This is a genomic window from Streptomyces coelicoflavus, assembly GCF_003112555.1.
Lineage (GTDB): Bacteria > Actinomycetota > Actinomycetes > Streptomycetales > Streptomycetaceae > Streptomyces > Streptomyces coelicoflavus.
The window spans coordinates 157512-183573 of the sequence record NZ_BEWB01000012.1; the positions used below are offsets into that span (position 1 = coordinate 157512).

The window sequence follows — 26062 nt, forward strand, 5'->3', positions numbered from 1 at the left end:
CGGCTCCGTCCCCTCGCTGATCACCTCGTGCAGTGCGCACGAAATGTAGGTGACGGTGTCAAGACAGCGGAAGACCTCGTCCGTATATCGGTCCTCAACCGCAACTTCGCGCCCGCGCGCGTGGAGGTATGCCGGTTATGCACCGGAGACGGGCAGGTCTAGTCCTGGGGCCGCTTGAGGCGGGCCACGAACTTGTAGCGGTCGCCCCGGTAGACCGAGCGCACCCACTCCACCGGCTGACCGGTGCGGTCCTGCGAGTGCCGGGAGAGCATCAGCATGGGCAGGCCCACGTCGGTGCCGAGCAGGCCGGCCTCGCGCGGGGTGGCCAGGGAGGTCTCGATGGTCTCCTCGGCCTCCGCGAGATGGACGTCGTACACCTCGGCGAGCGCGGTGTAGAGGGACGTGTACTTCACCAGGGAGCGGCGCAGCGCCGGGAAGCGCTTCGCGCTGAGGTGGGTGGTCTCGATGGCCATCGGTTCGCCGTTGGCCATGCGCAGCCGCTCGATGCGCAGCACCCGGCCGCCGGCCGTGATGTCCAGCAGTCCGGCGAGCCGGTCGTCGGCGGTGATGTAGCCGATGTCCAGCAGCTGAGAGGTCGGTTCCAGGCCCTGGGCCCGCATGTCCTCGGTGTACGAGGTGAGTTGCAGCGCCTGCGACACCTTGGGCTTGGCGACGAAGGTGCCCTTGCCCTGGATGCGCTCCAGGCGGCCCTCGACGACCAGCTCCTGGAGGGCCTGGCGCACCGTCGTGCGCGAGGTGTCGAACTCGGCGGCCAGGGTGCGCTCGGGCGGGACCGGTGTGCCCGGCGTCTGGGTCCGGGTCATGTCGAGCAGATGCTTCTTCAGACGGTAGTACTTGGGCACGCGCGCGGTACGGACGGTCGCCCCACCCTCGTTCTCCGCACTGCTGACGTCGGTGCTCATGCTCTGCCTTCCCGGCTCCGGGTGCCGAAGCGACCGCTTCCCTGTCGGCCACGGCTCACATCGTGGCACGGCTTCGCGCCGGGATGGCCCCCGCACGCTCCGTGATCCCCTCTGTATACCCGGGGGAACACCCTTGGTCTAGTCCACAGGGGGGTCAGGCGTCGCTGGTACGCGCGTTCGGGGCCCGGCCGGCACGTCATTCGGTGGGGGGTGGTACACCCGGTCCCGGTCCGCCCGAACTGTCGCTTGCGCAATGAAAGGTCCCTGCATATCTCGGTCCCATCACGGAGGCAACGCCTGGGTTTGAACACCCTTGACAGGCCTATTGGTCTGGGCCAAGCTCCCCGTACTGGTCTACACCATTGGTCCAGGTCCCGGCCCCAGGAGCGGTACGCGTTCACGTAGAACCGCAGGGAGGCAGGGGGGTTTGTGGCATCCCTGAGGAGGGTGGCGTGAAGCGCAAGCTGATAGCCGCGATCGGTATCGCGGGCATGATGGCAAGCATCGCGGCGTGCGGAGGCTCGGACGACGAAGCGTCCAATCAGGACCCGAAGGACCGCAAGGGCGAACTCACCGTCTGGCTGATGGTGGACGCCCAGAGTAGCTGGCCCGAGCTGGTCAAGCAGGCGAACACCGAGTTCAACAAGAAGTACCCCGGGGTCAAGGTCAACGTCCAGTACCAGCAGTGGGGCGACAAGACCAAGAAGCTCGACGCCGCCCTGTCCGGCGACTCCTTCCCCGACGTGGTCGAACTCGGCAACACCGAGACCATGACGTACATCCTCAACGGCGCGCTCGGCGAGATCGACGCCAAGAAGTACGACAACTCGGACACCTGGATCGAGGGCCTCAAGGACACCTGTTCCTACGAGGGCAAGCTCTACTGCGTCCCGTACTACGCGGGTGCCCGCGTGGCCATCTACAACAAGGACATGTTCAAGGCCGGCACGGGCTCCGACCAGCTGCCGACCACCGAGGCCGACCTGCTCAAGGCGCTCGACAAGGTCCAGGACAAGTACAAGAAGGACAACGCGTTCTCCGCGCTGTACCTGCCGGGCCGCTACTGGTACGCCGCCATGTCCTACGTGGCCGCCTACGGCGGCGAGATCGCCACCTACGACGAGGGCAGCAAGGAGTGGAAGGCCGCCCTGTCCACGCCCGAGGCGCAGAAGGGCATCCAGCACTTCATCGACCTGGTCAAGAAGTACAACCACGGCGACCAGACGAAGGACGAGCAGGACCACGCCAACGTCATGGCCAACGAGAAGACCGCCCTTCTCTACGGCAACGCCTGGGAAGCCGGCAGCGTCGTCGACTCCAAGACGAACGGCAACCCCAAGCTGAAGGACAAGATCGCCACGGCCGGCATGCCCGGTCCGGAGGGCAAGGCGCTTCCGTCCTTCATCGGAGGCTCCGACCTCGCGACCATCTCCAAGTCCGACCAGCAGGACCTGGGCCAGGAATGGATCTCGTTGTTCACCAACGAGAAGTCCCAGGCCGCCCTGGCCGAGAAGAACATCCTGCCGAACAACACCAAGCAGCTCGAGCCGCTGAAGGCGAAGCCCGAGACGGCGCCGATCGCCAACGCGGTCCCCGACGCCTGGTTCACCCCGATCGCCCCGGGCTGGTCCGCGATCGAGAAGAAGGAAACGCTCGAGACGATGCTCCTCGACATCCTCAAGGGCAAGTCGGTCGCCGAGGCCACCAAGGCGGCCGACGCGGAGATCAACTCCCTGATCAACGAGACCGCCTGAGCCTCCCGCTCGAACCTCGTTGACCTCCGGTGCCTTGTCCGGCCGCACCGCCGGGCAAGGCCGGTTCGGCGGCCGGCCGCAGCGGGTGCGCCGGCCGCCGACTCGATGCAGAACCCTTCGAACGGAAGGCCAGCACAGTGAGTGCCGCCGACATCAAGACAGCCGGCCCGGAGGTGTCCGCCCCGCGGCCGCCTCACGGTGACGGCCCGGCGCCGTCCGCACCCCGGCGGAGCCGGTGGACGAACGGGCCGTTGCTGCCCTATCTGCTGATCGCGCCGGCTGTCGTGGCCCTCGCCGCGGTGTTCGTCTGGCCGTTGATCAAGACCGTGATCATGTCCTTCCAGGACGTGGGCCGACGGGAACTGTGGACCGGCCAGGCCGCCGACTGGGTCGGTTTCGACCAGTTCACCAACATCCTCGGTGACAGCGAGTTCTACGACGTCGTGTGGCGCACCGTGCTGTTCATGGTGGTCTGCGTCGTCACCACACTGGCCATCGGCCTCTTCCTCGCGCACTCCATGCAGCGCATGACCAAGGCGGTGCGCCTGCTGCTGACCGGCGCCCTGATCGCGGCCTGGTCGCTGCCCCTGCTGGTCGCCACCTCGATCTTCCGCTGGTTCGCCGACTCCGACTACGGCGTCGCCAACATGGTGCTCACCGAGTACCTGGGCCTCGACTTCCAGGGCCACAACTGGTGGCTCGACCCGAAGCAGGGCTTCCTCATGATCGGCGCCGTGGTGGTCTGGGGGGCCGTGCCGTTCGTCGCCGTCACCCTGTACGCCGCCTTCACCCAGGTGCCGAGCGAGCTGGAGGAGGCCGCGGAGCTGGACGGCGCCGGCCGCATCGGCGTGTTCCGCTACGTGACCTGGCCCGTGATCAAGCCCGTCTTCCAGATGGTGGCCACGCTCTCGGTGATCTGGGACTTCAACGTCTTCGGACAGGTCTTCCTGATGCGCGGCAACAAGCCGGAGGAGGAGTACAACCTGCTCGGCCTCTACTCGTACGAGAAGGCCTTCGAGTCGAACAGCTTCAGCCAGGGCGCGGCCATCGCCCTGATCACCGTGCTGCTCCTCTCCGGTGTCGCCGTCTACTACCTGCGCCAGCTGCTCAAGATCGGAGAGGTCGAGTGACCGACACGACAGCCCCCGGCGCCACGGCGCCCGACTACCGGCCCGACCGCAAGAAGCGCAGCCGGCACTTCTACAACCTCGTCGGTCTCGTCACCTTCGTGGTGATGGCCTTCCCGGTCTACTGGCTCGTGGTGAGCGCGCTGCGCCCCAACAACGAGATCCGCTCCTACGACCAGAAGCTCTGGCCGAACTCCATCACGTTCGACAACTTCAGCCGGGCGATCGACGCGCCGAACTTCGGCACCGCCATCCAGTCCAGCCTCATCATCTGCGTGACCGCCGTCCTCGGCGCCATGGTGCTGTCCACGGTCGCGGCCTTCGCGATCGGCCGGTTCCGGTTCGCCGGCCGCAAGGTCTTCATGATCGTGCTGCTCGTGGTGCAGCTGCTGCCGCCCACGGCCATGCTGATCCCCCTCTACATCCAGCTGAACGACCTGGGGGCGATCAACGAGTACTGGGGCGTCATCGTCATCTACCTCGTCACCACGCTGCCGTTCGCCACCTGGATGATCCGCGGCTTCGTGGTGAACATCCCGCTGGAGCTGGAGGAGGCCGCGATGGTCGACGGCTGCTCCCGGATGGGCGCCTTCTGGCGCGTCGTGTTCCCCCTGCTCGCCCCCGGCCTCGCCGCCGCGTCGATCTTCTCCCTGATCAACGCCTGGAACGAATACCTGCTCGCCTACATCGTGCTGCAGGACAACGACAAGTACACGCTCAACGTCTGGCTCATGAATTTCACCACCTCGCACGGCACCGACTACGGCGCCCTGATGGCTGCCTCGACGATGATCGCGATACCCGTCGTGGCCTTCTTCATGATCGTGCAGAAGAAGATGGCCGCCGGCCTCACCTCCGGCGCCGTGAAGGGATAGCGCCACCGATGACGACCCTCGCCAGGGCCACCGACACCCTCACCCGCGACGCGCTCACCGTCCTCCAGCCCGGCTTCGCCGGCACCACCGCCCCCGACTGGCTGCTGCGCCGGCTCGGCGAAGGGCTGGCCTCCGTCGCCCTGTTCGGGCGGAACGTCACCTCGCCCGAGCAGGTGGCCGCCCTGACCGCACAGCTGCGCGCCGAGCGCGAGGACGTGCTGGTCGCGATCGACGAGGAAGGCGGTGACGTCACCCGCCTGGAGGTGCGCACCGGCTCCTCCTTCCCCGGCAACCACGCCCTCGGCGCCGTGGACGACGTCGGGCTCACCCGCGCCGTGGCCGCGGAACTGGGCCGCCGGCTCGCCGCCGCGGGCGTCGACTTCAACTGGGCCCCGTCCGCCGACGTGAACTCCAACCCGGACAACCCGGTCATCGGCGTACGCTCCTTCGGCGCCGACACCGACCTGGTCGCCCGGCACACCGCGGCCTACGTCACCGGCATGCAGTCCGCGGGCGTGGCCACCTGCACCAAGCACTTCCCGGGCCACGGCGACACGGGCATCGACTCCCACCACGCCATGCCGCGCATCGACGTGGACGCCGGCGTGCTCGCCGAGCGCGACCTGGTCCCCTTCCGCGCCGCCGTCGCGGCCGGCACCCGCGCCGTGATGAGCGCCCACATCCTGGTCCCGGCCCTGGACCCGGACCTTCCGGCAACGTTGTCCCGGCGCATCCTGACCGACCTGCTCCGGGGCGAGATGGGCTACGACGGGCTCATCGTCACCGACGGCATCGAGATGCGGGCCATCGCCGGCACCTACGGCATCGAACGCGGCACCGCCATGGCCATCGCGGCCGGTGCCGACGCGATCTGCGTGGGCGGCGGCCTGTCCGACGAGGGCACCGTACGGCGGCTGAGTGACGCGCTGGTCGCGGCCGTCCGCGCGGGCGAACTGCCCGAGGAGCGCCTGGCCGACGCGGCGGAACGGGTCAGGGCCCTGGCCCGCTGGACCGCGGCGAACCGTCCGGACGGCGGCCGGTCCGAGGACACCGCCGACGGCGACGTGGGCCTGCGCGCCGCGCGCCGTGCCGTGCGCGTCACCGTCGCCGAGGAGTTCACCCCGCTCACCGAGCCGCCCTACGTCGCCGCGTTCACCCCCGTGGCCAACATCGCGGTCGGTGACGAGACGCCCTGGGGTGTCGCCGCCGAGCTCCGCCGCCTGCTGCCGGGCACCGAGACCGGCGCCTTCAACGGCGCCGACGCCGGAAGCGAGGCGCTGGCCGCGGCGGGCTCCCGCCGTATCGTCGCCGTCGTCCGCGACGAGCACCGCCACCCGTGGATGGCCTCCGCCCTGGACGTCCTGCTGGCGGCCCGCCCGGACACGGTCGTCGTCGAGATGGGCGTCCCGCGCGCGGAGGCCCGCGGCGCCCTCCACCTGGCCACCCACGGCGCCGCCCGCGTCTGCGGCCGAGCGGCCGCGGAGGCCATCGCGGGCGTCTGACCAGCACCCGGCCGCCGTACCGAAGGCGCCGGTCCCGTGACGGGGCCGGCGCCTTCGGCGTGTGCGGCCGAGGGGGCCGGATCCCGCACGGACCCGGTCGGTCCGCCGGGCGCCGGGACGGGCGGGCGCGGGCACGGCGAAGGCGCCGGGCCCCGTGACGGGATCCGGCGCCTCTCGCGCGTGGGTGTCCGGCCCGGCGGGCCCGGACCGGGTGGGTCAGATGCCCTGCCAGTCCGGCTTGTGGGCGTAGGTGTGCCGGAAGTAGTCGGCGAGCTTCAGCTTCGACGCGGCGGCCTCGTCGACGACGACCGTCGCGTGCGGGTGCAGTTGCAGCGCGGAGGCCGGGCACACCGCCGCGACCGGACCCTCGACGCTGGCGGCGACCGCGTCGGCCTTGCCCTCGCCGGTGGCGAGCAGCACCACGTGCCGCGCCTCCAGGATCGTGCCGATGCCCTGCGTGATCACGTGGTGCGGCACCTGCTCGATGTCGCCGTCGAAGAAGCGCGCGTTGTCGACGCGGGTCTGCTCGGTCAGGGTCTTGATCCGTGTCCGCGAGGCGAGCGAGGAACACGGCTCGTTGAAGCCGATGTGGCCGTCGGTGCCGATGCCCAGCAGCTGGAGGTCGACGCCACCGGCCCCGCCCAGCGCCCGGTCGTAGGCCTCGCACGCGCCCTGCACGTCCGTGGCCGTGCCGTCCGGGCCCATGAAGGCGTCCATGCCGATGCCCAGCGGTTCGAGCACCTCGCGCCGCAGCACCGAGCGGTACGACTCCGGGTGCTCAGCGGGCAGCCCCACGTACTCGTCGAGCTGGGCGATCCGTGCCCGCGCGGTCTCCACGGCACCCGAGCGCACCCTGGCCGCCAGCGCCTCGTACACGGGAAGCGGCGTCGAGCCGGTGGCCACCCCGAGCAGGGCGTCGGGCTTGCGCCGGAGCAGCTGTGCCATGGCTTCGGCTATGAGTTCGCCGCCCGCCTTGGCATCGGGAACGATGACAACTTCCACGCTGGCCTGCCGTTTCGAAGAGAGGACTCACCCGGGGCCCGGGACTGGCTATGTGGTTTAGACCAATCTAACAGAGCAGGGCCTCGCGGGCGCGCCGAAACGGCCGGCCGCACGGCCGCCACGGCGTCCGCACGGCCGCGGAACCGGAGGCGCTCCGCGGAAATTGCCCCGGCGGTCCGGCCCCGAGGCTGAGCCAACGGGGTTAGGCTTCTGATGCTGCCGGACGGGGGCGCGGTCGGCACGAGTCACCAACAACAAACAACGTCCACCGCATGGACACGGTTAGTGGTCTAGTCCACAATGGTCGCTGAGGCACTGACCGTGTCGCTCACGCAAGGTGATCGCCAGGCTTCCGTCCTCCCCGCACAGGAGGACGGACCGAGGAACCGGGTCTCTCTGCCCTGACTGCCCCGGCTCCTCATCCTTCGGCCGACCGGGACCGCACACCCCACGGCCGATGTTGCTCCGGGCTGCGGTGCCGGGAGGGTTGAGGGTCCCTCTCAGGCGCCGCGGCCCGCGGGTGTTTCCGGGGCCCGTCCGGGCCGCGTCGGGGGCGGGGGAGCAGTGGCCGGCGGCTGGTTTCGATCGCTGTCCGTACCGCCAGGTACGCTCAGCCCCGTGCCCTCCATGAACGAACTGGTACGCCAGCACACCGCGCTCGACGACTCCGACCTCGAGTGGCTCCATCTGCTGGTCTCGGAGTGGCAGCTGCTGTCCGACCTCTCCTTCGCCGACCTGGTCCTGTGGGTCCCCACCCGCGACGGCACGCGCTACGTCTCCGTCGCCCAGATGCGGCCCAACACCGGCCCCACCTCGTACCAGGACGACATGGTCGGCCACCTGGTCCCGCGCGGCAGGCGCCCCATGCTGGACGCCGCCCTGGACGAGGGCCGCATCGTGCGCGAGGGCGACCCCGAGTGGCGCGAGGAGGTCCCGGTCCGCGTCGAGTCCATTCCCGTACGCCGCCAGGGACGGGTCCTCGGGGTCATCGCCCGCAACACCAACCTGCTCACCGTGCGCACGCCGAGCCGCCTGGAGCTCACCTACCTGCAGAGCGCCTCCGACCTCGCCCAGATGATCGCGGCCGGCGCCTTCCCGTTCGAGAACCAGCAGGTCGACATGGACGCCTCGCCCCGCGTCGGCGACGGCCTCATCCGGGTCGACGGGGACGGCATCGTCCAGTACGCCTCCCCGAACGCACTGTCGGCGTACCACCGCATGGGGCTCGCGGCCGACCTGGTCGGCCACCACCTGGGCCGGACCACCGCCGAACTCGCCCCGTCCCGCGGGCCGGTGGACGAGGCGCTCGCCAAGGTGGCCAGCGGCTGGGCGCCGCGCGAGTTCGAGATCGAGGCGCACGACGGAGTGATCCAGTTCCGCGCCATCCCGCTCAAGCCCAAGGGCACCCGCATCGGTTCGCTGGTACTCCTGCGCGACGTGACGGAACTGCGCCGCCGCGAACGCGAGTTGATCACCAAGGACGCCACCATCCGGGAGATCCACCACCGGGTGAAGAACAACCTCCAGACGGTGGCCGCTCTGCTGCGTCTACAGGCCCGGCGCATCGAGTCCGACCGGGGCCGCGAGGCACTGGAGGAGGCCGTGCGCCGGGTGGGCTCGATCGCGATCGTGCACGAGACGCTCTCCCAGAACCTGGACGAGCGCGTGGAGTTCGACGAGATCGCCGACCGGGTGCTGGCGATGGTGGCCGAGATCTCCCCGGGCAGGGTCGCCGGCCGGCGCACCGGCCGCTTCGGCATCCTCGACGCCGAGGTCGCCACCCCGCTGTCCATGGTGCTGACCGAGGTGCTCCAGAACGCCCTGGAGCACGGCTTCCGGGACAGCGACACCGGCACGGTCGAGGTCTCGGCCGTCCGTGGCGGTACGACCAAGGAGGCCCGGCTGCTCGTCACCGTCCAGGACGACGGCGTCGGCCTGCCCGAGGACTTCGACCCGCACCGCTCCGGCAATCTCGGCCTCCAGATCGTCCGCACCCTGGTGGAGGGCGAGTTGGGCGGCAGCTTCGACATGGTCCCGGCCGCGGAGCGCGGCACCCGGGTGATCCTCGACATCCCGGTGCCCGCCGAGAAGTAGAGCGAGCGGCCGAAGTAGAACGAGCGGCCGAAGGGGTCCCGGCCCTGCGCACAGCAAAAAGCCCCGGACCGGTGAAGGTCCGAGGCCAGTGCTCGTGCGCTGTGTCGTCCGATGCGCATCGGGGGTACTGCGCGCTGCGGCTCGGGAGCGGGGGATGCGTACTCGCTGTCTACGGAGTAATGCCGTCAGGCACACGCGCCGCCAAGCTGAGGCTGTCAGTAGGGGTGGGGTGTCAGGCGGAGGCCTGACGAGCCCGGTTGCGGGCGGCACGGCGCTTCATTGCGCGGCGCTCGTCCTCGCTGAGACCACCCCAGACGCCGGAGTCCTGGCCGGACTCGAGCGCCCACTGCAGGCACTGCTCCATGACGGGGCAGCGACGGCAGACGGCCTTGGCTTCCTCGATCTGCAGCAGCGCGGGACCGGTGTTGCCGATGGGGAAGAAGAGCTCGGGGTCTTCTTCGCGGCAAACGGCGCGGTGACGCCAGTCCATGGCTGCTACCTCTCCTTGGTATTACATGCTGGGATGCTTGTGAATGTGAACGCTTTCACGAATCCCTCAACAAGGGAAGGGCCTACCGCCAGGTTCCCTGGCGTGGTCCTGTGGTTTGAAGAGGGGTTCCGGTGATCTGTGGATGCCGGTCCTGCGGGCTGTCCCGATCGCCAAGAAGAGACTCGCAAACCTCGGCGGCGGATACAACCCCTTCCGGAAAGTTTTTTTTGATTCTTCGGTGTCGACTAGGTCACAGCCGTACTTCCATGGGGTGGATGCTGGTCTAAACGTTCGAGTGAAAGGACTTTCGCCCCTTCTGCTCACACAATCACACGCAGTGCACGGCGTACGCCTGTGAACGTCACGCTGGTGCGCAACCCCAGGTGGTCACCGTCCATCTGAAGGGGCAGAGGCACCTTCGAATGCAAGGTGAACTCGGTCAGATCGTGCAGGGCGACCGCGTGCCGGCCGCGCGGTCCGCGCTCGGGGGACGAAGTGAGCAACTGGGTGCCATACCGGGCGACCGCGGCGGTCGACAGCCGCTTGAGGCCGAAGACGTCGAGCGCGGTGTCGAACGAGGCCTGGGGGGAGGCGTAGATCGGACGGTTGCCGAGGAACGTCCACGGGCAGGTGTTCGAAACTATGGACAGCACCAGATCGGTGACCGGGTCCTCGCCCGCCCGCTCCAGAGTGATCGTCCCGCTGCGGCGGTGCGGCTCACCGATGAGCTGGCGCACCACCTGGCGGACGTAGAGGGCGTGGGTCGACTTCTTGCCGCGCTCACGGTGCTGCTCGACGCGGCCGACCACGCCGGCGTCGAAGCCCAGGCCGGCGTTGAAGGTGAACCAGCGGGCCGGGACCGCCTCGTCCTCCGTGCCCGGCGTACCCGACGCCAGGCCCAGGCCGACGGTCCGTTCGCTGCCCTCGCGCAGGGCGTCCAGCAGGGCCCCGGTGGCCTCCACCGGTTGGTTGGGCAGGCCGAGGGCGCGGGCGAAGACGTTGGTGGAACCACCGGGGACGACCGCGAGGCCGGGCAGGTGGTCGGGGTCGGGGCCCGCGTGCAGCAGGCCGTTGACGACCTCGTTCACCGTGCCGTCGCCGCCGAGGGCCACCACCAGGTCGACGTCGTCGCTCTGCGCCGCCTGCCGGCCGAGGTCGCGTGCGTGGCCGCGGTACTCGGTGGTGACCGCCTCCAGCTTCATCTCGCTCGCGAGCGCGTGGATCAGCACGTCGCGCGTACGCGCACTCGTGGTGGTTGCCGCCGGATTGACCACGAGAAGTGCACGCATGCTGTGCAGGGTACCTACTGGGCGGTACTCGGCCCAGGCCGATGTGAAGATCGCCACCGGGGGCCCGCGCCGCGTGATACGCCCGACACCCGGGCGGCCGGGGACGCGGGTGCGCCGACGGCTACCCTGCAGGGGTGAGCAGCGAGCAGACCCCCGACCCCGCCTCCCCGGCCGCCGAAGAGGCAGAGCCCCGCCCCGCCCGAGTGACCGCCGCGGCAGCGATCGCCGCGCTGGAGGGCCTGGCGCTCGTCGTCGGCGGCGCCTGGATGCTCGTGGAGGGCCTCACCGGGCACCCCGACGACCGGACCGCGGCCGTCACCGGCGGCATCACCCTGATCGTCCTCGCCCTGCTGCCGCTGCTCGCCGCCCGCGGGCTGCTCCGCCTGCGGGGGTGGAGCCGGGGGCCCGCCGTGATCACGCAGATCGTGGCGCTGCCCGTCGCCTACAACATGGCGGGGGCCGACAGCCTGGCCGTCCCCGCCGGCGTCGTGCTCGGTGTCGCGGCGCTCACCGCTCTGTACCTGCTCATCAACCCCGAGACCACCCTGGCCCTCGGAATCCGGGGACCGGGCAACGCCGGGAAGTAGCCTGCGGACGCCCCGCCCGCTGCCGGGCGGCCGCGCGGCTACTCCTCGACCAGCAGCTTCTCCCGCAGCTGCGCCAGCGTGCGGGCGAGCAGCCGCGACACGTGCATCTGCGAGATCCCGACCTCCTGCGCGATCTGGGACTGCGTCATGTTGCCGAAGAAGCGCAGCAGCAGGATGCGCTTCTCCCGCGGCGGAAGGTCTTCGAGCAGCGGCTTGAGCGACTCCCGGTACTCGACCCCCTCGAGGGCCTCGTCCTCGGCGCCGAGGGTGTCGGCGACGGCCGGGGACTCGTCGTCGGTGTCCGGGACGTCCAGGGACAGCGTGGAGTACGCGTTGGCCGACTCCAGGCCCTCCAGGACCTCCTCCTCCGAGATCGACAGCTTCTCGGCGAGCTCGTGGACCGTGGGGGAGCGGCCGTGCAGCTGGGAGAGCTCCGCCGTGGCCGTCGTCAGGGCCAGCCGCAGCTCCTGGAGCCGGCGCGGGACGCGCACCGCCCAGCCCTTGTCCCGGAAGTGCCGCTTGATCTCGCCGACGACCGTGGGTGTCGCGTACGTGGAGAACTCCACCCCGCGGTCCGGGTCGAAGCGGTCGACCGACTTGATCAGCCCGATTGTGGCGACCTGGGTGAGGTCGTCCAGGGGCTCGCCGCGGTTGCGGAAGCGGCGCGCGAGATGCTCGACGAGCGGCAGGTGCATGCGGACCAGCCGGTTGCGCAGCTCCGCGTACTCCGGGCTTTCCTTCGTCAGCGTGCGCAGCTCGGCGAACAGGAGGCGCGCACCGCTGCGGTCGTGCGGGTCGTGCCGTGTGCCCTGCGTGCCCCGTGCACCCGGCGCGTGGCCGTCGGAGTGTCGCTCGTGCTCGCTCATCGTCCCGCCCGTCGCCCTTTCCCGAGCCCGCTCCTCCGGTCGGACGGGCGGGACGGGGGTCTCCCCGGTCCGCTGCCCGTCGACCGGAGCGACGGCCTCGGGCGAGGTCTCGTCCTCCGGATGCGGCCGGGCCTGCTCGGGGATGCCGTCGATGCCGTCCGCCGTGCGTCGCGCCTCGTTCGGAGAACGTGTGCCCTCGGCCGGCAGCTCCCGTGTACCGCGCTCTTCGTCCCGCACCGGCCCGTCCCCGTCCCTCACGTCGGCCCGGGTCCCGCGCCGCGCTGTTTGTAGAGGCTGATCGAAACGGTTTTGTCCTCGTCCACGGCGGAGGAGACCTTGCCCGCGAGGGCGGAGAGCACCGTCCACGCGAAGGTGTCCCGCGACGGGGCATGGCCGTCCGTGGTCGGCGCCGAGACGGTGACCTCGAGCGAGTCGTCGACGAGGCGGAAGACGCAACTGAGCACCGAGCCGGGCACGGCCTGCTGAAGCAGGATCGCGCAGGCCTCGTCGACTGCGATGCGCAGGTCCTCGATCTCGTCGAGGGTGAAGTCCAAACGAGCTGCGAGGCCGGCCGTCGCCGTACGCAGCACCGACAGGTAGGCACCCGCGGCCGGCAGCCGGACTTCGACGAAGTCCTGGGTCGCGGGCTCGCCTGCGATCTGGGACACCCTCACCTCCAAGGTGGTACAAGCGTTACAGGGCCGAGGGACGCCCCTCGGGATAACGCGACACGTGGTTCAGCGGTGACGTTATCGCGCTCCGAAGTTTCCTGTCCCCGAGACCCCAACCCCGTGCTGTCACTCATAGTAAACACGTGAACACGCACAGTGGCTAGGGGGTCGGCGGGCTCAAATCGGAAGAGCGTGCGCCGGGTTGACGTACCCAGACGTCAGACGGTCGAACCGTCCCGGGCAGAGGTCACACGAGGACGTGGTCGACGAAGCACCAGCGCCAGCTCTCCCCGGGCTCGAAGGTCCGCATCACCGGATGACCGGTCTTCGCGTGATGCGCCGTCGCGTGCCGCCTCGGCGAGGAGTCGCAGCAGCCGACGTGACCGCAGCTGAGGCAGAGCCTCAACTGCACCGGGTCCGTGCCCTCGGCCAGGCACTCCGGGCAGGTCTCGCCGCACGGCTCGGGTTCCGGGTGCGGCAGCGCGTCGGCGTGCGTGCACTGTTTCATGATTGCCAGGTTACGACGGGCGTGCGGATGACCGCGCGGAGAACGAGGGCGGGCGAGGACGATGGACGTGATGCCGCTGCTGTTGCTGGTGGCGGGCAGTGCCGCGGTCGCCGGGGCGGGACGGCGCGTGCCGGTGCCGGTACCACTGCTGCTGGTCGCGGCGGGCCTGGTGGTGAGCTACGTCCCCGGCGTGCCCGACTACACCCTCGACCCGCACGTCGTCCTGCCCCTGCTGCTGCCCCCGCTGCTCTACACGGCGGCCATCGACAGCTCCTACCTGGACCTGCGGGCACAGGCCCGGCCCGTGGCCCTGCTGTCCGTGGGCTACGTCCTGTTCGCCACCTTCGTCGTCGGCGGTGCGGCCTACTTCATCGTGCCGGGCCTGCCGCTGACCGCGGCGCTGGTGCTCGGCGCGGTCGTGGCGCCGCCGGACGCCGTCGCGGCCACGGCGGTCGCCCGGCGCGTGGGGCTGCCCTCCCGGGTCACCACGATCCTCCAGGGCGAGTCCCTGGTGAACGACGCCACCGCGATCACCGCCTTCAAGGTGGCGCTCGCGGCGGCCGTCGGCGAGGGCGCCACCTGGGCCGGCGGGATCGGCGAGTTCCTGATCGCCGCGGTGGGCGGCGTCGGTGTCGGGCTGGTCCTGATGGTGCCGCTGCACTGGCTGCGCACCCACCTGACGGAGGCGCTGCTGCAGAACACGCTCTCCCTGCTGATCCCGTTCGTCGCCTACGCGGTCGCCGAGCAGGTGCACGCCTCGGGAGTGCTCGCGGTGGTCGTCGTCGCCCTCTACCTGGGCCACCGCGCGTGGGAGGTCGACTTCGCCACCCGGCTCCAGGAGGAGGCGGTCTGGAAGATGGTCGCGTTCGTCCTGGAGTCGGCCGTGTTCGCCCTCATCGGACTCCAGCTGCCCGTCGTCCTCAAGGGCCTGGGGGAGTACGAGGGCGCCGAAGCCGCCGGGTACGCCCTCGCCGTCTTCCTGGTGGTCGCCGTGGCGAGGTTCGTGTGGGTGTACCCGGCGACCTTCCTGCCCCGGCTGTCGGCACGCGTACGCGCGCGCGAGGGCGAGCTCTCCTGGAAGGGGCCGTTCGTGATCGGCTGGGCCGGGATGCGCGGCGTGGTCTCCCTGGCCATCGCCTTCTCCATCCCGCTCACCGTGCACGGCGGCGAGCCCTTCCCCGAGCGCAACCTCATCCTGTTCCTGACCTTCACGACGGTCATCGGCACGCTGGTCGTCCAGGGCGTCAGCCTGCCGCCGCTGATCCGCCTGCTGAAGTTCCCGGCGCGCGACACGCGGGCCGAGACACTGGCGGAGGCGAACGCCCAGGCGCAGGCCTCGCGGGTCGCGGACGAGCGCCTGGACGCCCTGCTCGCCGACGAGCGCAACGCCCTGCCGGCCCCGCTCGCCGACCGCCTGCGCACGGTCCTGGAGCGCCGCCGCAACGCGGTCTGGGAACGGCTGGGCCAGGTCAATCCCGTCACCGGCGAGACCGTCGACGACACCTACCGGCGGCTCTCCCGGGAGATGATCGGCGCCGAGCGCGAGGTCTTCGTCCGGTTGCGGGACGGCCGCTACATCGACGACGAGATGCTCCGGACACTGCTGCGCCGGCTGGACCTGGAGGAGGCGGCGGCGTACCGGGAGACCACCTGAGCGGCGCACGGGTGCGGCGCCGGGGACCGCTCAGGGGAAGGGCCGGCCGGTGACGACCGCCGCCAGGGTCGTCCCGCGCGGGAAGGCGCCCTCCTCGGCGAGCGCGAGCAGGGCGTAGAGCAGCTTGGCGACGTAGACGCGCTCCAGGGGCAGGCCGTGGCGGTCCTCGAAGTCCTCGGCGAAGGCGTCGAGGCCGGGCGTCGTGCGGGCGTAGCCGCCGTGGTGGAAGCGCTCCTCCAGGCTCCAGATGCCGCGCGGCCCGCCGAACGCGTGCTCCTGGAGCCGCCGTATGTCGCGCTCCAGGAAGCCGCCCTTGAGCACGGGTATGCCGAGGGCCCGCCGCCCCGCAGGGAGCCCGGCGGCCAGCCCGGCCAGCGTGCCACCGGTACCGCAGGCGACGGCGGCCACGTCGGCGTGTTCGCCCAGCTCCTCGCCCAGCGCGCGGCAGCCGCGGACGGCCTGTGGGCTGCTGCCCCCCTCGGGGACGACGACGGCGTCCTCGGCGTCCACCGCGCGCAGCAGCGCGGCCAGGGTCTCCGGTTCGCTCTTGCGGCGGTACGTCGAGCGGTCGACGAAGTGCAGCCGCATGCCGTCGGCGGCGCACCGCGCCAGCGAGGGGTTGAGCGGCAGGCCTGCCAGTTCCTGACCGCGGACGACACCCACCGTGGGCAGCCCGAGCAGCCGTCCCGCGGCGGCCGCGGCCCGCAGGTGGTTGGAGTAGGCGCCGCCGAACGTGACGACCGTACGGCCGTCCGCCGTGGCGAGGTTCGGCGCCAGTTTCCGCCATTTGTTGCCCACCAGGTCGGGGTGGATCAGGTCGTCCCGCTTGAGCAGCAGCCGGACACCGCGCCGTTCGAAGCGCTCGTCGGCCACCTCCTGCAAGGGGGAGGGGAGACGGGGCCGCAGGGCGGCGAGGCCGAGGGAGTCGGTGCCGGTCACCCCGCCATTGTCGCGCCGTCGCCCGCGCCGGACACCTCGCCTCGGCCGGTCCCGGACCTCGTCGGCCGGGTCCGGCCCCGTCAGGGACCGGTTCGGCCGGTCCGGGGTCATTTGAGCCGGTCGCGGATCCGCTCCCGCATCGATGTCATCGTGAAGCCGCGCGGATCCACCTTCCCCGGCTGCCACTCCAGGTGACCGAGGACGGACCGCTCGTTCCAGCCGTGGTGGCGGCACACCGCCGCGGCGGCCCGCTCGATCGCGTCCAGCTGCGCCGCCGGCCAGGGGTCGTCGCCGTCCCCGAGGTTCTCGCACTCGAAGCCGTAGAAGTGCCGGTTGCCGTCGGTGTCGGCCTCGTTGTCCGGGGGCGGCGCCTTCTCCGCGACGACGGCCCGCAGGACGTCGTCGTCGCCGGGACCGGCGTGGTTGGCGCGGCCGTAGCCGACCAGATGGACCGTGCCGTCCTTGGTGATGACGCCGTGGCACAGCGGGCCGGGCAGGTCGTCGTGGCCCTTGCGGCAGATCTCCACCGTCCGGGCGCTGCCCCTGGTGACCGTGTGGTGCAGCAGCACACCGTGCACGGGGCCCCATGGGCCCTTGTGGTCGCGGTTGTGCTCCCGCCAGTCGCCCACCTCGACGACGGTGAGGCCCTCCGCCTTCAGGGCCTTGAGGAAACTGCTCGCGGACATGGGTGAGGCCACGGCCGGCTCCTTCCCGCTGCGCGACGACCGCCCGACGCGGCCGCCTCGTACGGGGCTTGTACCGAAACGGAGCGGCTCCTATTACTTGTTCGGTCCGTGTGCGAGCCGTTTCGGACAATCTCGTCCCGGCCGTCGGCGCCGAACCGGGCCGCCCCGAGTCGGACATGTCGCCGAGATGCCGAACAAGCCCTCATGTCTGCCCCGGCGGCACGTGATCCATTCCCGCTCTTTCGTGTAATAGCACCGGCACGCTCCGTGAGGAAGGCTGGTCCACGCACATCGATGCCGGGCCCAGCCGTCCGGCATGACCGGGAGGGCAATTCCTTATGTCGGTAGGCGAAGAGGTCCGCACCGAGCAGACCAGGCCGCAGCAGAGCCTCGGCACGGCGGCCGCGCGGAACCTGGCCACCACCACCAAGTCCGTTCCCCAGATGCAGGAGATCAGCTCGCGCTGGCTGCTGCGCACGCTCCCCTGGGTGGACATTCAGGGCGGCACGTACCGCGTGAACCGGCGGATGACCTTCGCCGTCGGCGACGGCCGCGTGACGTTCGTGAAGACCGGGGACCGGGTCGAGGTCATCCCCGCGGAGCTGGGCGAACTGCCGGCCCTGCGCTCGTACGAGGACGACGAGGTCCTGTCGGAGCTCGCGCAGCGCTGTGAGCAGCGGGAGTTCGGCCCCGGTGAGGTCATCGCCTCGTTCGGCGGCCGGACCGACGAGGTGTACCTGCTGGCGCACGGCAAGGTCGAGAAGATCGGCACCGGTCCCTACGGCGACGACGCGGTGCTCGGCGTCCTCGCCGACGGCGCCTACTTCGGCGACCAGGCGCTCCTGGACGGGGACGCCATCTGGGAGTACACCGCCCGCACGGTCACCGCCTGCACGGTGCTCGTGCTGCCCCGCCAGGAGGTGGAGCAGGTCGCGGAGCGGGCCGACTCCCTGCGCGAGCACCTGGAGCAGCGACGCGCGATCCCGGAGCAGCGCACCAACAAGCACGGCGAGAAGGAGATCGACCTCGCCGCCGGCCACAGCGGCGAGCCGGACATCCCGCACACCTTCGTCGACTACGAGGCCCGGCCCCGTGAGTACGAACTGAGCGTCGCCCAGACCGTGCTGCGCATCCACTCCCGCGTGGCCGACCTGTACAACCAGCCGATGAACCAGACCGAGCAGCAGATCCGGCTGACGGTCGAGGCGCTGAAGGAGCGCCAGGAGCACGAGCTCATCAACAACCGCGAGTTCGGCCTGCTGCACAACTGCGAGTACGACCAGCGCATCCAGCCGCACGAAGGCGTGCCCGGTCCGGACGACCTCGACGAGTTGCTGAGCCGCCGGCGCGGCACCAAGCTGCTCCTCGCCCACCCGCGGGCCATCGCCGCCATCGGCCGAGAGTTCAACAGGCGCGGACTCGTCCCGGAGACCATCGACGTCGCCGGGAACCGCATCCCGACCTGGCGCGGTGTGCCGATCTACCCGTGCAACAAGATCCCGGTCACCGAGGCCCGTACGTCCTCGATCATCGCGATGCGTACCGGCGAGCAGGACCAGGGCGTCATCGGCCTGCGGGCCACCGGCATCCCCGACGAGATCGAGCCGAGTCTGTCGGTGCGCTTCATGGGCATCAACGAACAGGCCATCATCAAGTACCTGGTCACGGCCTACTACTCGGCCGCGGTCCTCGTGCCGGACGCGCTCGGCGTCCTGGAGAACGTCGAGATCGGCCGCTGGCAGTGACGTCACTGTCCCGGACGCCGTGTCCCCGCCCTCCCGGGCGGGTACACCCCCGGGGTACGGACGGCCCCAGGGGGAAGGTGAGTCCATGACGGAGATCCGGCGCGGCGCCACCGCGACGCGCCGTTCCACCGGAACGCCGGAGACGCACGGGTTCATCGGCACACAGCGGGACGAGGAGCCGGCGGAGTCGTCCGGGGGACAGGGGCCGGTGATGGCCGAAGGGCACGAGGCAGCCACGCTCCTCAGGGAGTCACGGGCGTCGGTCGACCCGGAACTGCGCTCCGCCATCGCATCGCTGCCCGATTCGATGCGCCGGATCGCGCTCTACCACTTCGGCTGGCAGCACGCGGACGGTACGCCCGCGACGGGCAACGCGGGCAAGGCGATCCGCCCCGCGCTCGTCCTCACGGCGGCGACCGCGCTCGGCGGGCCGACGGCCCGTGCGGCGGCCGGCCGGGCCGCGGCGGCGGTGGAACTGGCTCACAACTTCACCCTGCTGCACGACGACGTGATGGACCGGGACGTCACCCGGCGTCATCGGCCGACCGCCTGGACCGTGTTCGGCGACGCCGACGCGATTCTCGCCGGGGACGCCCTTCAGGCGCTCGCCCTGCGGCTGCTCGCCGCGGACCCGCACCCCGCGTCCGCGGCGGCGGCCGCCCGGCTCTCCGACTGCGTCATGGAGCTGTGCGAGGGCCAGCACGTGGACACGGCGCTGGAGGGGCGCCCGCCGGGCGAGGTCACCCTCGACGAGACGCTCGCCATGGCCGAGGCCAAGACGGGCGCCCTGCTGGGCTGTGCCTGTGCCCTCGGCGCGCTGTACGCGGGCGCCGCCCCGGAGGACGTCGAGGCCCTGGACGCCTTCGGCCGTGAGGCGGGGCTGGCCTTCCAGCTGATCGACGACGTCATCGGCATATGGGGCGACCCGCGCCACACCGGCAAGCCGGCCGGTGCGGACCTGGCCGCCCGCAAGAAGTCACTGCCGGTGGTCGCCGCCCTCACCTCCGGCACTCCGGCCGCCGCCGAACTCGCCGAGTTGTACGCGGCACCGTACGACGAGGACAAGGAGGACCTGGAGCGCACCGCCCTGGTGGTGGAGCGGGCCGGCGGCCGGGACTGGGCGCAGGCCCAGGCGGCCGACCGGATGGCCAGGGCCATGCAGGAGCTGGCCCGTGCCGTGCCCGCCCCGGAGGCGGCGGGCGGACTGCTCGCGCTGGCCGAGTTCGTGACCCGGCGCAGCACCTGACGGCCGCCCGGCGGGCGTGAACCGCCGGGGCGGCCGGCGCAAGACCCCGGAGCCCGTGCAGGGCCGTACGGCACCTGACCGACGTACGGCCGCACCGCCGACGGCTCCGGTCCGGCGGGTCCCGCACTTCCCCACGGTGTGCGGGGCCCGCCTCCCCGTCTCTCCCGCTGGGCGTGGGGCCCACCGGTAGGCTCAACCGCCGTACGTACGAGCGGTGTTGAGTCGAAGGGGCGAAGCATGGGTGTGGCGATCCGGACGGCGGGGGAGGACGACCGGGATCTGGTCGTCCGGCTGCTGGACGAGGCCTTCCAGGACGATCCGGTGAGCAGCTGGGTCTTCCCCGGCGAGGAGTACCGGCGACGGACGCACCACCGGCTCATGGCCGCCTTCACCGACGCCGTCCTCGCCGACGGACGCATCGACGTCACCGAGGACGGTGCCGCCTGCGCGCTGTGGCTGCCCGTCCCGGCGGACGAGCATCCCGGTGCCGAGCCGGACAGCGGGTCCGAGGCGGACGTCGAGGACGTACCCGTCCGGATCCGCGAGGCCGTCGACCCGGACAACGAGCGGGTGGAGGCGATAGCCCGGCTCACCGACGGCATCCACCCCACCGGCCGGGCCCACGCGTATCTGTGGATGATCGGCGTGGTCCCCGGGCGACAGGGCGAGGGGCTGGGCACCGCCCTGATCGAGAGCGTGCTCGACCGCTGCGACCGCGAGGGGCTGCCCGCCTATCTGGAGGCGAGCAGCGCCCGGGGCAGGGTGCTGTACGAACGCCTCGGTTTCGAGTTCACCGGGCGGGCCCTGGATCTGCCGGACGGCCCCCGCATGTGGCCCATGTGGCGCGAGCCCCGGACCCGGACGAACGCATAATCCGCTCCTCATACAACTACACATGGAGTACTGTGAACGTAGTGGTCAACGTGCTCGACCTGTAGGGGAGACCGGTTTGCGCAAGCTCACGTACTTCATCGCCTGTTCGATCGACGGCTTCATCGGCGGGCCGGACGGCGACGCGTCGTTCATGTATCCGTTCGTCGACGAGGAGTTCCTCGAGTTCCTGAAGGAGGAGTACCCGGAGACGATCCCCACCCAGGGCCGCCGGGCGCTCGGCATCGACGACCTGCCCAACAAGCGGTTCGACACGGTCGTCCAGGGGAGGGCCAGCTACGACCTGGCCCTGAAGGAGGGCAACAGCAGTCCGTACGCACACCTGCGCGAGTTCGTCGCCTCGCGCACGCTCGCCGAGTCGCCCGACCCTAACGTCGAGATCGTCTCGGCGGACCTGGCCGGCCGGGTCCGGGAGCTGAAGGCGGAGGACACTGCCCTGGACATCTACCTGTGCGGCGGGTCGGTCGTCGCCGGGGAGCTGGTCGACGAGATCGACGAGCTGGTCATCAAGACGTACCCCGTGATCCTCGGCACGGGCATGCCGATGTTCGCCTCCGGGTTCGAGGTCTCCGAGTTCGCCACGGACTCGGTGCGGAGCTTCGGCAACGGCGCCGTGGTGCGCACGTACCACCGGAAGCGCTGAGCCGCAGCCCGTTCTACCCTGGGGACATGGACAGCGACACGTACGTCTGTCCCGAGTGCGGACAGCCAGTCGAAGCGGTCGCCAGGCGCCACAAGACCCTGGGCGCGTGGGTTCCGACCTGGGGACCCGGCCCGTGCCGCAACCCGGAGTGCGGGGCAGGTCCCGAGCCGGACACCCGCACCGCGGGCCCCGGCACGCGGCCCGGGACGAAGCGGCACCGCCGAGGGGCGACCGCGGAGAAACCCTGACCACGGCAACGCCGAAGGGGCCCGGCCGGGATGGCGGCCGGGCCCCTTCGGGCTCCGCTGCGGCCTGCGATGGTGCACCGATCGCCGGCCCGGGGCGCTGACTCCGTCAGGCCTTCTTGGTCTCCCAGAAGATCTTGTCGATCTGGGCGATGTAGTCCAGGGCCTTCTGGCCGGTCGCCGGGTCCTTCGAGCCCTTGGCGGCCGACAGGGCCTTCAGGGTGTCGTTGACCAGCTGGTGCAGCTCCGGGTACTTCTCGAAGTGCGGCGGCTTGAAGTAGTCGCTCCACAGCACGGAGACGTGGTGCTTCGCGAGCTCGGCGCGCTGCTCCTTGATGACCGTGGCGCGCGTCTGGAAGTGCGGGTCGTCGTTGCCGGCCATCTTCTCCTGGACGGCCTTCACCGACTCCGCCTCGATGCGGGCCTGGGCCGGGTCGTACACGCCGCAGGGCAGGTCGCAGTGGGCGCTGACCGTGACCTTGGGGGCAAACAGGCGGGAAAGCATGGAGCGTTCCTTCCTCGTGATCGTCTTCTCATGGGGGACATTACTCCCTGGGAAGCCCGTTTTCGCGGGTGCCCCCGTGGGCTTAGGACAAAAGTCCGGGGTGAGACTGAGACTGGTGGAGGAAAGACCGGGGAGGTGCCGGGTGATGCCGGAGCAACTGTCGCAGGAGACCAAGCGCGCCAGAGGGGCGCTGCCCTTCGGCCCGGCCGAGGTGACCGGGCCGTCGATGGTGCCCACGCTGCACCACGGTGACGTGCTGCTCGTGCACTGGGGGGCGCGGGTCCGGCCGGGTGACGTGGTCGTGCTGCGGCACCCCTTCCAGCAGGACCTGCTGGTGGTCAAGCGGGCGGCCGAACGACGCGGGTCCGGCTGGTGGGTGCTCGGGGACAACGCGTTCGCGGGCGGGGACAGCACCGATTACGGGGTGGTCCCGCAGGACCTCGTACTGGGCCGGGTCCGGTTCAGGTACCGGCCGCCGCGGCCGGGTCAGCGTTCGCCGTTCGCCGCGGTCCGCTGGGCGCTGTCGGCGGTCAGGCCGGTGCCGGCCGACCGGTCCGCCTCCAGGCGCTTGCGGGCGCGGTAGGCCGCCACGTTGGCGCGGGTGGCGCAGCGGTCGGAGCAGTAGCGGCGGGAGCGGTTGGTGGAGGTGTCCAGGTAGGCGTTGCGGCAGGGGGCCGCCTCGCACAGGCCCAGCCGGTCGACGCCGTACTCGGTGAGGTGGAAGGCCAGGCCCATCGCCGCGATGGCCGCGAAACCGGCGGTCGCGTTGGAGGGGTGGTCGGCGAGGTGCATGTGCCACAGCGGGCTGCCGTCCTCCGCGCGGTGGTCGTGTCCGGAGATCTGCGGGCTCACCGGGAACTCCAGGAGCAGCGAGTTCAGCAGGTCCACGGCGAGGGTCTCGTCGCCGCCGTCGGCCGCCTCGAAGACCGCGCGCAGCCGGCCCCGGACCGAGCGGAACCGCGTCACGTCGGCGTCGGACGCGCGCCGTGCCGCGGACTGGTTGGCGCCGAAGAGCTCTCGGACGGCCTCCACCGAGGTCAGTGCGTCCTGACCCCGCGACGGTTCCTCGGTGTTGACGAGACGTACGGCGTAATCCGAGTAATAGGCCAGTTCCACTTGTAGTCCTTACGAAGGGGCTCTAGGGTCGTGCCTGCGGTCAGGTAATGGCTGACTGTGCTTCCAGGGTATTACAGTGACGCAGGCACGGAGGGGCTCGATGACGGACGCGGACGCCACCACGACGACGGCCACCACGATCAGCACGACCGCCGCGGCGGGAGCCGACTGGCAGGCGTGGCAGCAGAGCTGGGACCGGCAGCAGGAGTGGTACATGCCGGACCGGGAGGAACGGTTCCGGATCATGCTCGACATGGTCGAGGCGCTCGTGGGCCCCGCGCCGCGCGTGCTCGACCTGGCCTGCGGCACCGGCACCATCACGGCCCGGCTGCTCGCCCGGTTCCCGCAGGCCACGAGCACGGGCGTGGACCTCGACCCCGCGCTCCTCGCCATCGCGGAGGGCACCTTCGCGGGCGACGAGCGGGTCGAGTTCGTCACCGCCGACCTCAAGGACCCCGACTGGCCGGCCCGGCTGCCGCACGACACGTACGACGCCGTGCTGACCGCCACGGCCCTGCACTGGTTGCACGCCGAACCCCTCGCGGATCTCTACGGCCGGGTCGCGGAGCTGGTCCGCGACGGTGGTCTCTTCATGAACGCGGACCACATGATCGACGACACGACGCCCCGGATCAACGCGGCCGAGCGCGCGCAGCGGCACACGCGCATGGACGCCGCGAAGGGCGAGGGCGCGCTGGACTGGTCGCAGTGGTGGCAGCTCGCCGCCAAGGACCCGGTGCTCGCCGGGCCCACCGCACGTCGTTTCGAGATCTACGGCGAACACGCGGACGGTGATATGCCCTCGGCGGCGTGGCACGCGCGCGTGCTGCGCGAGAAGGGCTTCGGCGAGGCGCGCCCGGTGTGGTGCTCGCCGTCGGACACCCTGCTGCTGGCGCTCAAGTAGGACCACGCGCCGGACCGCACGCCGAGGGGCGGTACGGATCTCCGTACCGCCCCTCGGCGTGGTCGTGCGGACGGTCAGAGGACCTTGGACAGGAACGCCTTCGTCCGGTCGTGCTGCGGATCGGTCAGGACGTCGCGCGGGTTGCCCGACTCGACGACCACGCCGTTGTCCATGAAGACGAGGCTGTCGCCGACCTCGCGGGCGAAGCCCATCTCGTGGGTGACGACGACCATCGTCATGCCGGACTCCGCGAGGTCGCGCATGACGTCGAGGACGTCGCCCACCAGCTCGGGGTCGAGCGCCGAGGTCGGCTCGTCGAACAGCATCAGCTTCGGGTCCATCGCCAGGGCCCGCGCGATGGCCACGCGCTGCTGCTGGCCGCCGGAGAGCTGCGAGGGGTAGTTGCCGGCCTTGTCGCCCAGGCCCACGCGCTCCAGAAGCCCGCGCGCGCGGTCCCTGGCCTGGCTCCTGCTCATGCCCTTGACCTGGACCGGTGCCTCCATGACGTTCTCCACGGCCGTCATGTGCGGGAACAGGTTGAAGCGCTGGAAGACCATGCCGATGTCGCGGCGCTTGAGGGCGACCTCGCTGTCCTTCAGTTCGTAGAGCTTGTCACCCTTCTGGCGGTAGCCGACCAGCTCGCCGTCGACGTAGAGGCGCCCGGCGTTGATCTTCTCCAGGTGGTTGATGCAGCGCAGGAACGTCGACTTGCCGGAGCCGGAGGGGCCGATGAGGCAGAACACCTCGCCCTGCTTGACCTCCAGGTCGATGCCCTTGAGGACCTCGACGGCACCGAAGGACTTGTGGACGCCCTCGGCCTTGACCATGGCGGTCATGCCGCACCTCCCGTCGTGCTGGAGCGGTTCGACAGGGAGAACAGGTTCGCCCTGATCTTCTGCATCGGGGTCGGCGGCAGACTGCGGCTGGAGCCACGGGCGTAGTGCCGCTCGAGGTAGTACTGGCCGATGCTGAAGACCGAGGTCAGCAGCAGGTACCAGGCCGCGGCGAGGAACAGCATCTCGGCCGGGGCGCCCGAGGTCTGGCCGATGTCCTGGGCGACCCGGAACAACTCGGCGTACTGGACGACCGACACCAGGGAGGTCGTCTTCAGCATGTTGATGACCTCGTTGCCCGTCGGCGGCACGATCACGCGCATCGCCTGCGGGACCACGATCCGGCGCAGCGTCTTGGTGTGGCTCATGCCGAGCGCGTGCGCCGCCTCGGTCTGGCCCTCGTCGACCGCGAGCAGACCGGCGCGGCAGATCTCCGCCATGTACGCCGCCTCGTTCAGACCGAGGCCGAGCAGCGCCGTCAGGAACGGCGTCATGAAGTCCGACCACTCGTCGCGGTAGAACGGGCCGAGGTTGATGTACTCGAAGACCAGGCCGAGGTTGAACCAGACGACCAGCTGCACCAGGACCGGCGTGCCGCGGAAGAACCAGATGTAGAACCACGCGATGGACGAGGTCACCGGGTTCTTCGACAGCCGCATCACGGCGAGCAGGATGCCGCCGAAGACGCCGATCAGCATCGCGAGGACGGTGATCAGGAGCGTCTTGCCCATGCCGGTCAGGACACGGTCGTCGAAGAAGTAGTCCGGGATCGCACCCCAGTTGATCTTGCCCTGGGAGAACGCGTACACGACCGCGGCCAGCAGCGCGATCGCGACGACCGCGGAGACGTACCGCCCGTAGTGCCGGACCGGGATGGCCTTGATGGCCTCCGGCGGGGTCGGCGGGGTGCCCGCCGGGCCGCCCGCCGTCTTGTCGATGTCAACAGTCACGGATGTTGCCTTTCAGC

Annotated in this window: 26 protein-coding genes; 13 read left to right on the forward strand and 13 right to left on the reverse strand. The window is 70.7% G+C overall.

What is annotated here, in order from left to right:
* Positions 1-158: 158 nt before the first annotated feature.
* Complete coding sequence (locus Sco07f_RS28225; protein ID WP_003973740.1) at positions 159-923, reverse strand: GntR family transcriptional regulator; 765 nt, start codon at positions 921-923, stop codon at positions 159-161.
* A 452-nt stretch (positions 924-1375) separates the two neighbouring features.
* Between Sco07f_RS28225 and Sco07f_RS28230 the strand changes: the two genes are divergently transcribed.
* From Sco07f_RS28230 to Sco07f_RS28245, 4 genes are all read left to right on the forward strand, one after another.
* Positions 1376-2677, forward strand: coding sequence for a sugar ABC transporter substrate-binding protein (locus tag Sco07f_RS28230; protein ID WP_007444577.1), 1302 nt, complete (start codon positions 1376-1378; stop codon positions 2675-2677).
* 137 nt (positions 2678-2814) lie between these two features.
* Entirely contained in the window at positions 2815-3807 is a 993-nt protein-coding gene (locus tag Sco07f_RS28235; protein ID WP_007444579.1) for a carbohydrate ABC transporter permease, read from the forward strand.
* Positions 3804-4679, forward strand: a complete 876-nt coding sequence (locus Sco07f_RS28240) for a carbohydrate ABC transporter permease (protein ID WP_007444580.1) — start codon at positions 3804-3806, stop codon at positions 4677-4679. The genes Sco07f_RS28235 and Sco07f_RS28240 overlap by 4 nt, the downstream gene beginning before the upstream one ends.
* Positions 4680-4687: 8 nt before the next feature.
* On the forward strand, positions 4688-6181 hold the full coding sequence (locus Sco07f_RS28245) for a glycoside hydrolase family 3 protein (protein WP_087789576.1): 1494 nt from the start codon (positions 4688-4690) through the stop codon (positions 6179-6181).
* A gap of 216 nt (positions 6182-6397) precedes the next feature.
* Here the strand turns inward: Sco07f_RS28245 and nagB are convergent, their stop codons facing one another.
* Positions 6398-7183, reverse strand: coding sequence for a glucosamine-6-phosphate deaminase (nagB, locus tag Sco07f_RS28250; protein WP_108989555.1), 786 nt, complete (start codon positions 7181-7183; stop codon positions 6398-6400).
* Positions 7184-7801: 618 nt separating this feature from the next.
* On the opposite strand from nagB, the gene Sco07f_RS28255 reads away from it, so the two are divergent.
* A complete protein-coding gene (locus Sco07f_RS28255) occupies positions 7802-9277 on the forward strand; it encodes a sensor histidine kinase (RefSeq protein ID WP_087789574.1) in 1476 nt (491 codons plus the stop codon).
* A gap of 232 nt (positions 9278-9509) precedes the next feature.
* On the opposite strand, the gene Sco07f_RS28260 is transcribed toward Sco07f_RS28255, so the two are convergent.
* Entirely contained in the window at positions 9510-9767 is a 258-nt protein-coding gene (locus Sco07f_RS28260; protein ID WP_003973730.1) for a WhiB family transcriptional regulator, read from the reverse strand.
* A gap of 320 nt (positions 9768-10087) precedes the next feature.
* Positions 10088-11056 carry a diacylglycerol/lipid kinase family protein gene (locus Sco07f_RS28265; RefSeq protein ID WP_087789573.1) on the reverse strand — a complete coding sequence of 323 codons (969 nt, stop codon included), beginning with the start codon at positions 11054-11056 and terminating at the stop codon, positions 10088-10090.
* Between the two features lie 134 nt (positions 11057-11190).
* Here Sco07f_RS28265 and Sco07f_RS28270 point away from each other — a divergent pair, with 134 nt between their 5' ends.
* The gene (locus Sco07f_RS28270; protein WP_007444616.1) at positions 11191-11643 is read left to right on the forward strand and encodes a hypothetical protein; all 453 of its coding nucleotides are present in this window, start codon (positions 11191-11193) and stop codon (positions 11641-11643) included.
* Between the two features lie 38 nt (positions 11644-11681).
* On the opposite strand, the gene Sco07f_RS28275 is transcribed toward Sco07f_RS28270, so the two are convergent.
* The 3 genes from Sco07f_RS28275 to Sco07f_RS28285 form a co-directional block, all read right to left on the reverse strand.
* On the reverse strand, positions 11682-12746 hold the full coding sequence (locus Sco07f_RS28275; protein ID WP_161337078.1) for an RNA polymerase sigma factor SigF: 1065 nt from the start codon (positions 12744-12746) through the stop codon (positions 11682-11684).
* 17 nt (positions 12747-12763) lie between these two features.
* Positions 12764-13177, reverse strand: coding sequence for an ATP-binding protein (locus Sco07f_RS28280; RefSeq protein ID WP_003973726.1), 414 nt, complete (start codon positions 13175-13177; stop codon positions 12764-12766).
* Positions 13178-13427: 250 nt separating this feature from the next.
* A complete protein-coding gene (locus Sco07f_RS28285) occupies positions 13428-13688 on the reverse strand; it encodes a UBP-type zinc finger domain-containing protein (RefSeq protein ID WP_007444602.1) in 261 nt (86 codons plus the stop codon).
* A gap of 61 nt (positions 13689-13749) precedes the next feature.
* Between Sco07f_RS28285 and Sco07f_RS28290 the strand changes: the two genes are divergently transcribed.
* Positions 13750-15342, forward strand: a complete 1593-nt coding sequence (locus tag Sco07f_RS28290; protein WP_042825147.1) for a Na+/H+ antiporter — start codon at positions 13750-13752, stop codon at positions 15340-15342.
* A gap of 30 nt (positions 15343-15372) precedes the next feature.
* On the opposite strand, the gene Sco07f_RS28295 is transcribed toward Sco07f_RS28290, so the two are convergent.
* A complete protein-coding gene (locus Sco07f_RS28295) occupies positions 15373-16281 on the reverse strand; it encodes a 1-aminocyclopropane-1-carboxylate deaminase/D-cysteine desulfhydrase (RefSeq protein ID WP_108989616.1) in 909 nt (302 codons plus the stop codon).
* A 107-nt stretch (positions 16282-16388) separates the two neighbouring features.
* On the reverse strand, positions 16389-16967 hold the full coding sequence (locus tag Sco07f_RS28300; RefSeq protein ID WP_108989556.1) for an N-acetylmuramoyl-L-alanine amidase: 579 nt from the start codon (positions 16965-16967) through the stop codon (positions 16389-16391).
* Between the two features lie 338 nt (positions 16968-17305).
* Between Sco07f_RS28300 and Sco07f_RS28305 the strand changes: the two genes are divergently transcribed.
* The 4 genes from Sco07f_RS28305 (at position 17306) to Sco07f_RS28320 (ending at position 21492) form a co-directional block, all read left to right on the forward strand.
* Entirely contained in the window at positions 17306-18712 is a 1407-nt protein-coding gene (locus tag Sco07f_RS28305) for a family 2B encapsulin nanocompartment shell protein (RefSeq protein ID WP_007444618.1), read from the forward strand.
* Positions 18713-18797: 85 nt separating this feature from the next.
* Entirely contained in the window at positions 18798-19958 is a 1161-nt protein-coding gene (locus tag Sco07f_RS28310; RefSeq protein ID WP_007444619.1) for a family 2 encapsulin nanocompartment cargo protein polyprenyl transferase, read from the forward strand.
* A 237-nt stretch (positions 19959-20195) separates the two neighbouring features.
* Complete coding sequence (locus Sco07f_RS28315; RefSeq protein WP_108989557.1) at positions 20196-20831, forward strand: GNAT family N-acetyltransferase; 636 nt, start codon at positions 20196-20198, stop codon at positions 20829-20831.
* Between the two features lie 76 nt (positions 20832-20907).
* Complete coding sequence (locus Sco07f_RS28320; protein WP_108989558.1) at positions 20908-21492, forward strand: dihydrofolate reductase family protein; 585 nt, start codon at positions 20908-20910, stop codon at positions 21490-21492.
* Positions 21493-21846: 354 nt separating this feature from the next.
* On the opposite strand, the gene sodN is transcribed toward Sco07f_RS28320, so the two are convergent.
* Entirely contained in the window at positions 21847-22242 is a 396-nt protein-coding gene (gene sodN / locus Sco07f_RS28330; protein WP_003973716.1) for a superoxide dismutase, Ni, read from the reverse strand.
* A 145-nt stretch (positions 22243-22387) separates the two neighbouring features.
* On the opposite strand from sodN, the gene sodX reads away from it, so the two are divergent.
* Positions 22388-22825 carry a nickel-type superoxide dismutase maturation protease gene (sodX, locus tag Sco07f_RS28335; RefSeq protein ID WP_167468250.1) on the forward strand — a complete coding sequence of 146 codons (438 nt, stop codon included), beginning with the start codon at positions 22388-22390 and terminating at the stop codon, positions 22823-22825.
* On the opposite strand, the gene Sco07f_RS28340 is transcribed toward sodX, so the two are convergent.
* Positions 22729-23358 (reverse strand): CGNR zinc finger domain-containing protein, encoded by a 630-nt coding sequence (locus Sco07f_RS28340; RefSeq protein ID WP_007444606.1) that lies wholly within the window; start codon positions 23356-23358, stop codon positions 22729-22731. The genes sodX and Sco07f_RS28340 overlap by 97 nt on opposite strands.
* A gap of 100 nt (positions 23359-23458) precedes the next feature.
* On the opposite strand from Sco07f_RS28340, the gene Sco07f_RS28345 reads away from it, so the two are divergent.
* Entirely contained in the window at positions 23459-24262 is an 804-nt protein-coding gene (locus Sco07f_RS28345) for a class I SAM-dependent methyltransferase (protein WP_054099060.1), read from the forward strand.
* Between the two features lie 74 nt (positions 24263-24336).
* On the opposite strand, the gene Sco07f_RS28350 is transcribed toward Sco07f_RS28345, so the two are convergent.
* Together Sco07f_RS28350 and Sco07f_RS28355 are read right to left on the reverse strand one after the other, a co-directional pair.
* Positions 24337-25098: an amino acid ABC transporter ATP-binding protein gene (locus tag Sco07f_RS28350; protein WP_054099059.1), complete on the reverse strand. Its 762-nt coding sequence runs from the start codon at positions 25096-25098 to the stop codon at positions 24337-24339.
* Complete coding sequence (locus tag Sco07f_RS28355) at positions 25095-26045, reverse strand: amino acid ABC transporter permease (RefSeq protein ID WP_087789566.1); 951 nt, start codon at positions 26043-26045, stop codon at positions 25095-25097. Before Sco07f_RS28355 ends, Sco07f_RS28350 begins: the two co-directional genes overlap by 4 nt.
* Positions 26046-26062: the final 17 nt, after the last annotated feature.